The 15,226-nt window shown below is 42.1% G+C and carries 8 protein-coding genes; 5 read left to right on the top strand and 3 right to left on the bottom strand.

The window, feature by feature from the left end:
- The first annotated feature begins 208 nt into the window (after window positions 1-208).
- From VB836_RS08535 to VB836_RS08520, 4 genes are all read left to right on the top strand, one after another.
- Window positions 209-8,527: a tandem-95 repeat protein gene (locus tag VB836_RS08535; protein ID WP_323218939.1), complete on the top strand. Its 8,319-nt coding sequence runs from the start codon at window positions 209-211 to the stop codon at window positions 8,525-8,527.
- Window positions 8,528-8,726: 199 nt separating this feature from the next.
- On the top strand, window positions 8,727-9,956 hold the full coding sequence (locus VB836_RS08530) for a class I SAM-dependent methyltransferase (RefSeq protein WP_323218938.1): 1,230 nt from the start codon (window positions 8,727-8,729) through the stop codon (window positions 9,954-9,956).
- Between the two features lie 119 nt (window positions 9,957-10,075).
- Window positions 10,076-11,023, top strand: coding sequence for a glycosyltransferase family 2 protein (locus tag VB836_RS08525; protein WP_323218937.1), 948 nt, complete (start codon window positions 10,076-10,078; stop codon window positions 11,021-11,023).
- 89 nt (window positions 11,024-11,112) lie between these two features.
- Complete coding sequence (locus VB836_RS08520) at window positions 11,113-12,534, top strand: VanZ family protein (protein WP_323218935.1); 1,422 nt, start codon at window positions 11,113-11,115, stop codon at window positions 12,532-12,534.
- A gap of 27 nt (window positions 12,535-12,561) precedes the next feature.
- Here the strand turns inward: VB836_RS08520 and VB836_RS08515 are convergent, their stop codons facing one another.
- On the bottom strand, window positions 12,562-13,455 hold the full coding sequence (locus VB836_RS08515) for a carbohydrate ABC transporter permease (protein ID WP_046280672.1): 894 nt from the start codon (window positions 13,453-13,455) through the stop codon (window positions 12,562-12,564).
- An 83-nt stretch (window positions 13,456-13,538) separates the two neighbouring features.
- Between VB836_RS08515 and purN the strand changes: the two genes are divergently transcribed.
- The gene (gene purN, locus VB836_RS08510; protein WP_046280673.1) at window positions 13,539-14,201 is read left to right on the top strand and encodes a phosphoribosylglycinamide formyltransferase; all 663 of its coding nucleotides are present in this window, start codon (window positions 13,539-13,541) and stop codon (window positions 14,199-14,201) included.
- Here the strand turns inward: purN and VB836_RS08505 are convergent, their stop codons facing one another.
- Together VB836_RS08505 and VB836_RS08500 are read right to left on the bottom strand one after the other, a co-directional pair.
- Entirely contained in the window at window positions 14,202-14,384 is a 183-nt protein-coding gene (locus VB836_RS08505) for a hypothetical protein (RefSeq protein ID WP_046280674.1), read from the bottom strand.
- A 215-nt stretch (window positions 14,385-14,599) separates the two neighbouring features.
- Window positions 14,600-14,920, bottom strand: coding sequence for a 2Fe-2S iron-sulfur cluster-binding protein (locus tag VB836_RS08500; RefSeq protein ID WP_323218934.1), 321 nt, complete (start codon window positions 14,918-14,920; stop codon window positions 14,600-14,602).
- Window positions 14,921-15,226 lie beyond the last annotated feature (306 nt).

Below are 15,226 nucleotides of genomic sequence, written 5' to 3'. Positions count from 1 at the left end.
TCTTCAAAAAATTAACTTTGCTTTTAAACTAGAACCCGTTTTTTAAAGCGATTGTAAAACTTCTGTAAATCTACTGATAGAGAGCAAAAAAATATGTCAGTATTGAACTAATTTTACAGAGAGAATACAGACAGAATAGGACTTGATTGCTACTTTTAAGAAGTGGAAGCGTGGTTCTATGTGAGTTTTGTGGGTATTTGAAATTGAAATGACTAACCTGGAAGTTCAAATGACGAGCCTGAGTGCTACTGATTGTCACCTAGAGCAGTGTCAGCGAGATTTGTTATCAAGCTGTGAAAATTCTTGTTTATCTTTAACACCGAGTTCATTAGTTTTTATTGACTCGGAGGTTGACGATTATCAAAGCTTGATCAAGGCAGTCCAACCCGGTTACAAGGTGTTTATTCTGCAATCTCAGCAGGATGGCGTAGCCCAAATTACTCAAACACTACAACAACATAGCGATATTGAAGCTGTTCATATTGTTTCTCATGGTTCACCAGGTTGTTTAAACTTAGGAAATAGTCAACTTAGTTTAGAGACTTTAAATCAGTATACGGATCACCTCAAACTGTGGTCAGGTCTTCTGGGGGAAGCATCTATACTGCTTTATGGTTGTCAGGTTGCTGCGACAAAAGTTGGTCAAGCTTTTTTAAAACAACTTCATCAGCTTACGGGTGTTAATATTGCGGCTTCTACCAAGCCAACGGGTAGCTCAACTTTGGGAGGAGATTGGAATCTTGAGGTGACCATTGGTCAAGTTCGCTCTACATTAGCGTTTACAGAAACCCTCAAACAAACTTACAGCTTCATTTTTGCTCAACCTTTCAACTCCGATGACTTCAATACCGATAACACTTTAGACTCCCAATGGACGTTTGTAAACCCGTTGAATGATGCCTCTTACAATGTAACGGCAGAGGGAACCTCAGATGCCTATCTAGAACTATTCGTTCCAGGAGGAACAGATCATAACGCCTGGGAAAGTAATAACGCCGTGCGGGTAATGCAGCCTGCTCAAGATGAGGATTTTGAAGCCGAAGTCAAATTTGCCTCAGAACCCTCCCAGAAGTTCCAAATTCAAGGTCTAATTGTTGAACAGGATGATCACAACTGGTTAATCTTTGATACTTACCATACAGGCAGTACATTGCGCGTTTATGCTGCTCGTACAATTAATGGGAGTTCTAAAGCAGAAATCGGGGTTGATGTTGCCCCAGGTTCAGCGTCTTACTTGCGAGTGAACCGCAGTGGAGACACCTGGACATTAGAATATTCGGCAGATGGTAATACATGGAAGAAAGCGGGTAGTTTCACTCACGACCTCACCGTTAATTCTATTGGAACATTTGGGGGAAATGCCGATCCCGCTCCTGCATTTACCGCTAAAGTCGATTACTTTTTTAATACTGCCACACCCATCTTACCGGAAGATGCCAGCACTAAACTATCGATCAACGATGTCAGTATTGCAGAGGGTGATAGCGGGACAAAAAACCTCACGTTCAATGTCAGTTTATCAGAACCCAGCAGTGAAGTGGTCACGGTAGACTTTTCTACAGAATCTGGAACAGCGCTTGAGGGAATAGACTACACAGGCAAGAGTGGTACACTCAGCTTTGCACCGGGAGTCACCGAACAAACCCTAACCGTTGAGGTGCAAGCCGATAACACGGTTGAAGCTTACGAGAGTTTCATCGTTAATCTTGCCAATGCAACCAACGCTTCCATTGCAGACAACTGGGGAGTCGGAACTATTGAGGATGATGATTTTACGGCAACCTCACCTCTACAAGTTAGATTTCCCGATGATGCAGGATTAGTCAATGTTAAAGATTATGGAGCAAGGGGCGATGGCGTTACAGATGATACCGAGGCAATTCAGAAAGCCCTGGCAGAAAATCGGACTGTTTATTTTCCGAATGGTACCTATTTAGTTAGCGATACCCTGCAATGGGGAGATACAAAGCGACTGTTATTGCAGGGGGAAAGCGAAGAAAAAACCATTATTAAACTTAAAGATAATCTTCCCAGCTTTAATAATGCTGCTAACCCTAAACCTGTAATCACAACTTTTGAAGGAAGTAGCACCGGACAAGCGTTTCAAAATTCAATTTACAACCTCACCGTTGATATTGGGACGGGAAATTCAGAAGCCATTGGTATCCGGTTTCTCAATAATAATCAAGGTGGGATTCGCGATGTCACCATTCAATCAAGTGACCCGAATAACCAGGGTCAAACGGGATTAGCCCTGACTAAAGCTTGGCCGGGTCCTGCTTTAATTAAAAATGTAACTGTTGATGGTTTTGATTATGGGATTGAAGTTAACCATCCCGAGTATAGTAACGTTTTTGAGAATTTAACCCTCAATAATCAGAAGATTGTCGGAATCAACAATAACGGAAATATCCTCAATATTCGGGGATTAAGCAGTAACAACTCTGTTCCAGTTATTAAAAATAACGATTATAGAGGGATTCTTACCGTTATCGATGGTAACTTTACAGGCGGTTCGTCCCAAAACTCAGCCATTGAATTAACTACCGGAACCCTTTACGCTCGTAATATCAATACCTCTGGCTATCAATCTGCTCTGAAAAAGGGAAGTACCGTTATTGCTGGAAGTTCGATTTCTGAATATGTTTCTAGTCCCGCTTATACCTTATTCCCCTCTCCAGAAACCTCATTACAACTTTCTGTTCCAGAACTCCCTGAAATTCGCTACGACAACCTGAGTAATTGGGCGAATGTTACTGACTTTGGGGCAATTGCCAATGATAGCGGAGATGATACCGCAGCCATTCAAGCTGCACTGAATTCAGGAAAATCAACCGTTTACTTTCCCGGCGGCCGATACATCATTAGCGATACCCTCGAAGTTGGGGGTAATGTGGGCTTAATTACGGGGTCATCCTATCAAACCATTCTGACCATTAATGCTCCGTTAAAAAATAAAACTGAACCGGTTTTTCGCTTTGAACCGGGAAGTCAACCCACGGTCACACTTGAACGCTTCTTTGGGGACTATGGAGGAGGATCATTTCATTGGGTTGAACAAGCGTCCTCAACACCCTTAATTCTGAGAAACTTTGCGATTGGATCAGGATCAGCTTACCGCAACAGCGTTCCCGGTCAATTAGTGATTGAAGATGTCGCAGCCAGTGATTGGGTGTTTGATCAACAAGAAGTTTGGGCTTGGCAACTCAATCCCGAAGGTTCAACTACCAAAATTACCAATAATCGTGGAAAACTGTGGATTTTGGGTCTGAAAACAGAACGACAAGGAACGGTTATTGAAACCACTGGGGGCGGTAAGACCGAAGTTCTCGGTGGACTGATTTATCCAGCCAGTGGAGGAAACTCCATCCCCGACGGACAACCTGCTTTCATTAATAACGAGTCCCAACTGACGATTGCAGGTATTGGCGAATCCCGTTACAACGTCGGTAGCTACAATGTTTTAGTGGAGGAGACTCGCAATGGTGTAACTCAAACTTTGCTGAATGACAGCAATATTCTCAAACGGAATCAAGGGTTTCAGATTCCTTTATATTCAGGCTTTGATGATGGAAGTGGAAATTTTAATCAAGCCCCCGTTGCCTTCGACGATCAGGTTTCCCTGGATGCAGTCGAAGCCGTTGTGATTGATGTCGTCAGTAATGATAGCGATCCTGATGGCAGTCTCGATCCGACAAGCGTCACGATTAATAATCAACCCAATAACGGTAACGTCAGTGTTAATCCCACAACAGGAGCAATAACCTACACTCCGAATACAAACTTTATTGATAATGATAGTTTTACTTATTCAGTGCAGGATAATAAGGGCGAAACCTCAAATTCAGCTACAGTGAGCGTTTCGTTGGCTACTAATCAAGCTCCCATTGCTAATAACGATACAGCTTCTATTGAGCGGGGGCAATCAGTAGCAATTGAGGTACTGGCCAATGACAGTGATAGTGATGGTAGCCTCGAGCCGGCAACTGTCACGATTGTCGATCCGCCCGCCAGTGGCGAAGTGTTGCCGAATAGCAACGGTACTCTCACTTATACTCACGATGGCTCGAATACGAGTAGTGATACCTTCACTTACACGGTTCGAGACAATGATGCTGCTGTGTCTAATGTTGCAACTGTAAACCGAGCAATTGAAAACTCACCCACGAACATGACTACATTTAACTCAGACGACTTCAATAACTTTACCCTAGATCCCCAGTGGACATTTGTCAATCCGACGGGGAATGGCTCCTATTCTCTCACAGGTGCTGGTACAGGAAATGCTATTCTCAACTTGGCGGTTCCCAGTGGTGAATATGACTTGTGGAGTTCAAACACCAATGCAGTGCGGGTGATGCAGCCTGCTGCCAATACCGACTTTCAAGCCGAGGTGAAATACACAACCGAACCAACGAAAAGATTCCAAACGCAAGGTATTTTGGTTCAGCAAGATGCCAATAACTGGTTACGCTTTGAGATTCAATATGGCAATAACGGCTTAACGATTTTTGCAGCCAATACCAACAATGGCAACACCAGTGCTAGTTTTAATGTCAGTGGGTTAACTGCGGGTTCAGCGTCTTATTTGAGACTAACACGCACAGGAAATAACTGGAAGCTAGACTATTCGGGGGATGGTGAGAACTGGACAACCGCAGGTAATATTAATCGATCCTTAGCGGTGACGCAAATCGGCCCCTATGCAGGGAATTCCGGGCCTGCGTTTAGTACAGGTGTGGATTACTTTTTTAATACCGCAGATCCCATTATCCCCGAGGATGGAGCAACTGCCAATCAAATCCCAGTCGCCAATAATGATGTTGTTGGGGTTGAACAAAACGGTGTAGCAGTTATCGATGTTTTAGATAATGATAGCGATTCTGATGGAACTCTAGACCCGAGTAGTCTAACAATTGGCAATAACCCCAGTAATGGCAGTGTAGCGCTTAACTCAACAACCGGAGAAGTCACCTACACACCGAACCTTAACTTTAGTGGCTCTGATAGTTTTACTTATACCGTTAAAGACAATGAAGGAGCAATTTCTAATGCAGCAACGGTGAATGTGAGCGTTACCAATCCCAACGCACCTAATGCTGTCAATGATACTGCGACAACGAACGAAGATACTGCTGTTGCGATCGCCGTTTTAAACAATGACAGTGATCCTGATGGTACGCTAGATGCCAGTAGTGTCAATATTAGTAGCAATCCGACCAACGGCAGCGTTTCGGTTAATCCAGTAACGGGAGTTGTCACTTATACTCCGAACTCCAATTTCAATGGTTCTGACAGTTTCAGTTATACAGTTGCCGATGATCAGGGATCAGTTTCTAATCCCGCGACTGTAAGCTTGACGATTAACCCCGTTAATGACCCTCCCGTTGCGGTTAATGATAGTGCGAGTACCAACAAGAATACAGCCGTCAACGTTAATGTAACCAGCAACGACACCGATATTGATAACAGTATTGACCCCGCGACTGTGACAATTACCAGCAATCCCAGTAATGGTAGTGTCAGTGTTAATTCCACGACAGGAATTGTCACCTATACTCCTAATACCAATTATCTAGGTTCAGACAGTTTTACCTATACCGTTAAAGATAGTGCTGGGGCCGTTTCTAACTCAGCCAATGTCAACCTTTCCGTTAATGAACCGCCGCCGATGACAGGTGGCCCTAATATTGATTTTTGGTACGGAAATAATCAAACTTTTGGTCATATTGGTCAACCTCAAGAGTGGATTAATATTGTTGGTAAAGTTAGTGACACCGATGGTGTAGCCTCACTGACCTATTCCCTCAATGGCGGGCTAGAAGTACCACTAAACCTTAATCAAGGGTTCCGGATTGCCAAACAAAATGATTTTAATGCTGATATTGCTTATAGCACTCTCAATCCCACGGCTGTTGATGATGTAGTGGTATTTAAGGCGACGGATAACCTGGGAAATATTTCGACAAAGGCGGTCACCGTTGATTATGAGTCGGGTAATACTTGGCCGCAACCCTATTCGATTGACTGGAGTTCCGTCTCACAAATTAACGATGTCGCACAGATCGTCGATGGGAAATGGGCAATTCAAGGGAGCAACGTTCGTACCTTAGAAACAGGCTATGATCGTTTGATTTCAGTGGGTGATATCTCTTGGACTAACTATGAAGTCAGTGTTCCTGTCACCCTAAATTTTGCGGCTAATGTCGGTGCAGTCGGCTTAATGCTGGGATGGCAAGGTCATAACGATAACCATTTAAGTGGGAGACAACCCTTCGCCGGCTTTGAACCTTTTGGCGAAATTGGATGGTGGGATGGTGGCGAAATCCGACTTTTCGATCTCGGCAAGTCTCAAAAAATGAGTTTAGACATCGGTAAAACCCATATTTTCAAAATGCGATCTGAGTTGCTGTCAAATGGTACACAATACAGTCTCAAGGTTTGGGAGGAAGGTCAGCCAGAGCCGTCTACTTGGAATCTTCAAGGTCTTGATGGTCAAGATCGACCCGGAGGGTCGGGTCTGGCTAGTGGTTCGATGCTACTGGTAGCTCATTATCACGATGTTAGTTTTGGGAATGTTACGGTTACTCCCATCGGAGGGTCAACGATACCGAACCCACCACCCACAAACCAGGCTCCTGTGGCCAATAATGATAGTGCATTGGTAGCTTTAGGGCAATCTGCGCTGATTAATGTTCTCAGTAATGATACAGACAGTGATGGAACTCTCGCCCCTACAACCCTAGCGATTAAGACTCAACCGACGAATGGAACAGTGAGTATTGATAGTAATGGACAAGTCACCTACACTCACAATGGCTCTGGGACAACCAGTGATAGTTTTACCTATACCGTTCAAGACAATCAAAGCGCCACTTCTAATGTCGCAACGGTGAATATCAGTATTAATAATCCGAATTCTCCCAGCGCGACGAATGATAGCAAGATCACAGATGAAGATACGCCTGTTACGATTAATATCCTAGCGAATGATACGACGCCAAGTGGTGTTCTAGATGCCAGCACGGTCAATATTCAGAGTCAACCGAATCAGGGCAATGTTAGTGTGAATACGACTACGGGAGTTGTCACCTATACGCCTAAGCTCAATTTTAACGGAAGTGATAGTTTTAGTTACACCGTTGCCAATAGTGAAGGGTTTGCTTCCAGTCCCGCAACCGTTAATCTTACCGTCAATCCGGTCAATGATCCGCCCATCGCGGTGGATGATTCCGCAACCACGATTAAAAATACCCCCGTTACGTTCAACCCAACAAGTAATGACACAGATGTTGACGGCACCATAGACCTTTCTAGCCTTGCGATTGTCAGTAATCCGACTCAAGGCATCCTCAGTGTTAATTCAACCACTGGAGCGGTTACTTATACCCCGAATAATGGCTTTTTGGGTTCGGACAGCTTCACCTACACAGTCGCTGATAATAATGGAGCGGCTTCTAACGTTGCAACGGTGAACCTCTCAGTTAACCAGGCTCCCGACTTGTTTGAATCTGATGATTTTAACAGTTCGACCCTTAATCCTCAGTGGACATTTGTCAATCCGACGGGGAATGGCTCCTATTCTCTCACAGGTGCTGGTACAGGAAATGCTATTCTCAACTTGGCGGTTCCCAGTGGTGAATATGACTTGTGGAGTTCAAACACCAATGCAGTGCGGGTGATGCAGCCTGCTGCCAATACCGACTTTCAAGCCGAGGTGAAATACACCACTGAACCAACGAAAAGATTCCAAATGCAAGGAATTTTGGTTCAGCAAGATGCCAATAACTGGTTACGCTTTGAGATTCAATATGGCAATAATGGCTTAACAATTTTTGCAGCCAATACCAACAATGGCAACACCAGTGCTAGTTTTAATGTCAGTGGGTTAACTCCAGGTTCAGCCTCTTATTTGAGACTAACACGCACAGGAAATAACTGGAAGCTAGACTATTCAGGAAATGGTGAGAACTGGACGACCGCAGGTAATATTAATCGAGCCTTAGCGGTGACGCAAATCGGCCCCTATGCAGGGAATTCCGGGCCTGCGTTTAGTACAGGTGTGGATTACTTTTTTAATACTGCCGCTTTGATTTTTCCTGAAGATGCCTTAATTGCTGGAACTTCGGGTTCTGATAGCTTACAAGGCACGAGCGGCGATGATATCATGGTCGGAGTAGATACCAGCGATGCGACACCGGGACAAGGGGAGTTAGATTCATTGACAGGGGGAACAGGAGCTGATATCTTCGTATTGGGAGATACAGTAAAAGTTTACTATAATGATGCAGTTGAAAGCAATGCAGGTTTAGGAGATTATGCCCTAATTACTGACTTTGATTCTAATGCACAGGACTTCATTCAACTTCACGGTAGTAGCACCAATTACAGCACAGGGACTTCACCCCAGGGGTTGCAGAGTGGTGTAGCCATCTACCTCAATTCTCCTCAACAGAACGAACTGATCGCAATTGTTCAAGGAGTGACTAGCTTGAATTTAAACAGTAGTTCTTTCAGTTTTGTTTAATTCTACAAAAAACCCGATCGCGATTCCTCTAACTTTAGACAGAGATTTGGCGATCGGGCGATCAGACAGTATGCCTGTATTGCTTTTTTCGAGACTGTGCGACTTTAAACTCATTGAGTTAAACTGAACCAGTCAAATCATTAGCTTGAGTCGAACAGACTCAAAAGAGTAGAAAAAATTTAAAATTTAGGAGATAAAAATGACAACTGTTAAACCTTCATTATCAAGCGATGCAACACCCGAAGTTACTTTAGAAAATTCAACTTGTCCAAACTGTGGTCATCACGGACTTTCCCCGTTTTATGAAGTGAGTAATGTTCCGGTTCATAGCTGTTTAATGCTTTCCTCTCAGGAAGATGCTTTAGATTTTCCCAGTGGCGATGTGGTACTGGGTTTTTGTGAACATTGTGGCTTCATTACCAATATTAAGTTTGACTCCAAGTGGTCAGCTTACGCTCCTAACTATGAAGACCAACAAAGTTTTTCCCCTACTTTTAATAAATTTGCCCTGGATTTAGCCAATAACCTGATTAAAAAATACGACCTTCACAATAAAGATATTGTCGAAATAGGGTGCAGTAAGGGAGACTTCTTACTGCTTTTATGTGAATTAGGAAATAATCGAGGAGTCGGAATTGATCCGAGTGTTGTTCCGGGACGAGTGCAGAGTGAAGCGGCAAATCGAGTGAAGTTTATTCAAGACTATTATTCCGAAAAACACGCCGAATATGTGGGAGATTTTATTTGCTGTCGTCATACCCTAGAACATATTCAACCAACGGCTGAATTTATTAAAACAGTTCGTCTTTCCATTGGCGATCGCACTCATATTCCGGTATTCTTTGAAATTCCCGATACCATTCGAGTTTTGAAAGACTTAGCTTTTGAAGATATCTATTACGAACATTGTTCATATTTTACACCCGGATCACTCGCTCGGTTATTCCGCTCTTGTGGGTTTGAAATTACCAATCTGTATGGAGATTACGGCGATCAATATTTGATGATCGAAGCAATGCCTGTGGAAACTCCCTCAGAAAAAACTCATCCCTTTGAAGAAACATTAGAAGAACTGAAGCAAAACGTTAAACAGTTTACCGCTACCATTCACGATAAATTAAATAGTTGGAAGCAAAATTTAGAACAATGGCAAACGGAAGGAAAACGGGTAGTTGTTTGGGGTTCCGGTTCTAAGTGTGTGGCTTTTCTAACCACTCTGGATACAATTGATAAAATTCAATACGTTGTTGATATTAATCCCCACCGTCATGGCAAATTTATTCCGGGTGTTGGTAAACAAATTATGTCCCCAGAGTTTTTAAAAGAATATCAACCGGATCGCGTGATTGTAATGAACCCTATTTACTGTGATGAAATTCAAAAAATGTTAGATGATATGGGCGTAAAAACCCAAGTTGTTCCGCTTTAAGATTAACAAACTTCCATTTTTAGTCGGGGCGGGTTAAATCGATTTAGATCTCTCACAAATCACTGTAGATATTCCCGCCCTGATAGTCAAAAAAATTAAAACTTATGGAGAGTTAAGAAATGAATACTAATCCTCGCGTCAGTATTGGGATGCCCATTTATAACGGTGAGCGGTTTTTGAGAGAAACATTAGATGGATTACTCGCTCAAACTTATGCGGATTTCGAGTTAATTATTTCAGACAACGCCTCAACAGATAAAACCGAAGAAATCTGTAAAGAGTACGCCGCTAAAGATCATCGTATTCGCTATTATCGCAACTCAGAAAACTTAGGAGCGGCGCCTAATTATAATCGCACCTTTGAACTGGCTCAAGGTGAATATTTTAAGTGGGCGGCTTGTGATGATTTAGTCGCTCCAAAACATTTAGAACGCTGCGTTGAAGTCCTTGATAAAAATCCTGCTGTCGTCTTAGCTTACACCTTAGAGTGTGATGTTGACGAGGAGGGAAAAATTCTTCATAAGAGCAAAACAGATTTACTAGACTTGCGTGAACCCAAACCCGATCAACGCTTTGCTCACCATCATCGTCTCTGGCGAAAACGGGGTTTCATGTGTCCTAATCCCGTGTTTGGAGTGATGAGAACAGAAGCTCTCAAAAAAACACCATTGATTGGAAATTTTGCTTGGGCAGATATCGTACTTCTAGGCGAATTATGTCTTTTAGGTGAGTTTTATGAAATACCCGAATATCTATTCTTTTTCAGATGGCATGAAAATACCTCACGAGCAACTCGTAAAGGTTCTTGGGAGGCTTTAGCCGTTTGGTATGATTCCAAAAATCAAGGCAAAATTCAGATGCCAACTTGTACACTTTTTGATCAACAGTTGCAGTCGGTAAACCGTGTACGGATGAGTGCATTTGAAAAGATGGCTTGTTATGTACAACTCGCTCAGTGGTTTTCCTGGAAGTGGAAAACAATGGTGAAAGAAATGTTAATCGCAACGCTACAAACGCTGAATAAAACCTTCAAATTTAAGAAGCCTCAAGAAGGTTTAGCAGCATGAATGACTTGCCTATGTAAGATACACTGTCTAGGAAAACTTTAAGGAAAATACCTCTTTCCTAGAGAGTCATTCAACTTTTATGTGACAAAATGCCAGGGAATCATTCATCGCAGCAGATTCACCCACAGAAACCCATTGATGTACAACGAGGGGTTAAGTTGAATGTATTCACCTTCATTAGCGGATTGCTATTCATTCTATTTTTAACTCTTTTTCCCTTTGATTTTTTAACAAGTGTCAATTTTTCTATTACAAAATTAACTCACTTTTTTGATCACCCCAGTAACAGTATCGATTTTATCGGGAATATTTTCTTATTTATTCCTTTTGGCTTCGGGTTAACTGGATGGATGTACAAAAAAGGGTTAGGAAAGACAGTTATACTTGTCTTGGTGTTATTCACCAGTATGGCTGTATCTGTTACTATAGAAATATTGCAAATTTTTCTACCCTCTCGTTTTTCAACTTATCTCGATATTTTTGCGAATAGTTTGGGAGGATTATTAGGATGTTTAGGTGCGTTTAGGTGGAGAGAAAAAATCAACTCTTTACTTTTGATTAAAATTAAATCTCAACTTTCAACCAAGTTATTAGTATTTTTTTTTGTATTTTATTCAGTAACAGCACTTTTAGTTCCTATCTATCTACCTATCCCGCTAACCAATTTAAGCAACTGGGATTTGAACTTTCCTTTATTAATTGGCAATGAAAAAACAGGTGATCGTTCTTGGAATGGCTATATATCAGAGGTTTGGATAGCTAATCGTTCGATTGCTCAAGAAGAAGTCAAACTCGCCTTTTCAACTTCTAATTTCAATCAAAGTTTGGAAGAGGGTTTAATTGCATTTTATCCGTTAAATAATACAGAAAACCTTCAAGATGCAACTAACAATTTACCGAATTTAGTCTGGAAAGGAAACTTAACTCATGTTACCGAAAATTTAGGCGTTTTTATCGATAAAAATAACTCCCTTTCTACAGTTAATCCTGCTACAATCTTAACAGAAAAGTTACGCGAAACTTCAGAATTTACAATCAGTCTAAAAGTAGCCACTGTTAATTTACAGCAAACAGGGCCAGCCCGAATAATATCTCTGTCAGGTAGTCCTTATGAACGTAATTTTACCCTCGGACAAGAGAAAACTGACTTGATTTTCCGCTTGCGAACTCCGATGACAGGAGACAATGGTTCTAACCCTGAGTTACTCATCCGTGATGTTTTTCGAGATAAAAACCCTCACCATATTATCGTAACTTATGTAGGTTCTAGGGTGCGAATATATATTGATAAAGTTCAGAATTATTACACTTTTGAACTCGCTCCTGTGATTAACTTTTTCCAGCTTACTCATCTTTTAGAAAATCCGGTAAACTCTGTTAGTATTAAAAGCTATAGATTTCTGTACTACGCTTTAATTTTTCTTCCTTTAGGGATTTTACTTGGGTTGATTTTAGATAAAATGAAGAAAAACCACAAAGACACACCAGACACAAAGAGAGAGTCTTCGTGATGAACTTGTTATAAATTTACCGAATTTTTAAGAGTTATCTTGACCAAAAACTTGCAGTTGGATGTAGACTAATATTAATGCAATGCCGAGTAAAATTGTGGCAGCCGCCGCCGCATAACCGAAGTCAAATTGAGCAAAGGCTTGATCATAAATATAATAAACTAACAAGTTTGTTGAGTTGAGAGGGCCGCCTCCAGTAATAATATAAACTTGTTCAAAACTGCGTAATGTAAAAATGGCTGTGGTGACGGTTGCAAAGACTAAAGTAGGTCTTAAACCGGGTAAAGTAATATGCCAAAACTGTTGCCAAGGCCCTGCCCCATCGAGTTCTGCGGCTTCATAACGAGTGGTTGGAATGGCTTGCAGTCCAGCTAAAAATACTACCATATTAAAGCCTAATTGTTTCCAAATACTGAGTAAAATTAACACAGGCATTGCCCAAACGGTACTACTTAACCAAGGGATGGGATTAAACCCTAAACTGAATAAAAAAGCATTAATTGGGCCGTCTGTTTGAAACATCCAACGCCACCCTAAACCAACAGCAACCAGCGAAGTAATTGAGGGAATAAAATAAGCTGTTCGTAGAATTCCCCGTAATGCTATCGTTTGATTGAGAAGGACGGCTAACGCTAAAGGAATCACTAAACTCGGAATGACGGTTCCGATGGTAAAATAGACGGTATTCCCTATCACTTGCCAGAAATCGGGACTGACTAGCAAACGCCAATAGTTTTTCAATCCGACCCAATGCACGCCGGAAATGGTAAAATTACCTTGGGTAAAACTGAGATAGAATAAATAAGCAATCGGCCATAGAATAAATATTGTGATTAAAATTCCGGCTGGGGCGAGAAATATCCAAGCGGCGATCGCTTCTTGATCCAGAAGGGTTCGGTTTGGGAGTCGCGAAGAGTTCATTTGCGGATCTACTTGCAGTTGGGTGAATGTGAGACTATTCTACATAAAGCGCGAGATTCTATTTTTCAATTTTTAACGCATCAATGAGTTCTGATTCAACCTGTCTCGATCCAACACCAAGCCTGATTTCCCCTGAAATTTCTCCTTCAGGGATGTTTCAGGGTTCTCCCCTAAAATTAGGAATTTTAGCTTCAGGAAGTGGGAGTAATTTTGCGGCGATCGCCCAAGCTATCGCTGATCACAAACTCAATGCTCAAGTTCAGGTTTTAATTTATAATAACCCAGAGGCTAAAGTTGTAGAACGGGCGAACAAATTTGGGGTAACATCGATTTTACTGAATCACCGCCACTATTCTTCCCGTGAAAAACTGGATGAAGATATTGTTAAAACCTTCAAGCAATATGAGGTAGACTGGGTTGTAATGGCGGGTTGGATGCGGATTGTCACTCCGGTTTTAATTGATGCTTTTCCTCAAAAAATTATCAATCTTCACCCCAGTTTGTTACCGAGTTTTCCCGGAATTCGAGCCATTGAACAAGCCTTAGAAGCCGGGGTGAAAATTACAGGCTGTACGGTGCATTTGGTGGAATTAAAAGTTGATAGCGGCCCCATTTTAATGCAAGCGGCTGTTCCTATTTTACCCCATGATACACCGGAAACCCTTCATGCTCGAATTCAAGTTCAGGAACATCAAATTATTGTTGGTGCGATCGCTCAACTGCAACGTTCCCAGTCCGAACAATAATTAGGGCTTTTCCTCACAGATAACAACCGCTTCAACCTGAACTTTTTGCTGCTGAGAATCAACTTGAGTAATTGCCCAACGTAGCGGTTCACCTCGTTTTTGCAGTTCTGCTTCTATCTCTTGTTGCAACTGCTGAGGGGATTCTTGGAAGTCAATTTCGGCGCTAATAAAATGAGTCGTCATGGTTTTTCTGAGTTTTGAGTATTCATCCAATCGTAAATCATCCGTTGAGGACGTGGAACAATTTAGATCAAATATAGCAGTCGAAGCAGAGATTAGGACACTGTTTTTCTGTCAAATCCTTTTATGATAAAGGTTTCAATTCTGTCTCCTGTCTCGGTGTCTCCTGACTTCTGCTATATGTCTTGATTTTTATCCACATCCTCAACCCTAAACCTTTAGGAAGACTGACCAAATTGGCGACTATAAACTTCGTCTTCCTTTCCCGTGTCCAGTTTCAAGTTAGACCGAGGATAAGAGACACACAAAAGGGCGTATCCTTCCGCCTGAAGTTCAGGACTTAGACCCATACCCTCACTCTGATCGACCTGACCTGCTTGTAGTTTAGCCGCACAGGTGGTACAAACTCCAGCATTACAGGAATTTGGTAGATCAAGTCCGGCGGCATCTGCTGCCTGTAAAATCGGTTGATCCTCTGGGACTTCTAGGGTGTGAACCTGTCCTTGATGATGAAATTCAACTGTATAAGTCTTAGACATTTAGACATAGTGTTGTTTGCCAGCCTCTGATCATTGTATCGCTGATGGTTACTCTCGGAAAACGGTCTCCTCCCGAGTGAAGAGATTAAACGGAACAGACTCGATTCTGATGTCAGTCGAAAAATCTCACGCTACATTGGAGTGTGGGTCTGTGAGGCCTTGGGGAAAATTCCAACAACATGATATTATGTCCGGTTGATTAATTCTGTTATGGGGTGGGGCGGGTTTATCTCAATCTCTCAGTAGTGCTAAAGATATTGACTGAACCCGCCCCTACAGAATCATTATTGATTAGTCGGACATGAT

Origin of the sequence: Limnoraphis robusta BA-68 BA1, from assembly GCF_034932365.1 — a bacterium.
Lineage (GTDB): Bacteria > Cyanobacteriota > Cyanobacteriia > Cyanobacteriales > Microcoleaceae > Capilliphycus > Capilliphycus robustus.
Note: the sequence above shows the minus strand (reverse complement) of the source record. Positions and strands in the feature narration are given on the sequence as shown.

Bases quoted from the DNA above. Each gene is read 5' to 3' on its own strand.
- VB836_RS08535 (WP_323218939.1), top strand. From the start codon at position 209: ATGACTAACCTGGAAGTTCAAATGACGAGCCTGAGTGCTACTGATTGT.
- VB836_RS08530 (WP_323218938.1), top strand. From the start codon at position 8,727: ATGACAACTGTTAAACCTTCATTATCAAGCGATGCAACACCCGAAGTT.
- VB836_RS08525 (WP_323218937.1), top strand. From the start codon at position 10,076: ATGAATACTAATCCTCGCGTCAGTATTGGGATGCCCATTTATAACGGT.
- VB836_RS08520 (WP_323218935.1), top strand. From the start codon at position 11,113: ATGCCAGGGAATCATTCATCGCAGCAGATTCACCCACAGAAACCCATT.
- VB836_RS08515 (WP_046280672.1), bottom strand. From the start codon at position 13,455: ATGAACTCTTCGCGACTCCCAAACCGAACCCTTCTGGATCAAGAAGCG.
- purN (WP_046280673.1), top strand. From the start codon at position 13,539: ATGAGTTCTGATTCAACCTGTCTCGATCCAACACCAAGCCTGATTTCC.
- VB836_RS08505 (WP_046280674.1), bottom strand. From the start codon at position 14,384: ATGACGACTCATTTTATTAGCGCCGAAATTGACTTCCAAGAATCCCCT.
- VB836_RS08500 (WP_323218934.1), bottom strand. From the start codon at position 14,920: ATGTCTAAGACTTATACAGTTGAATTTCATCATCAAGGACAGGTTCAC.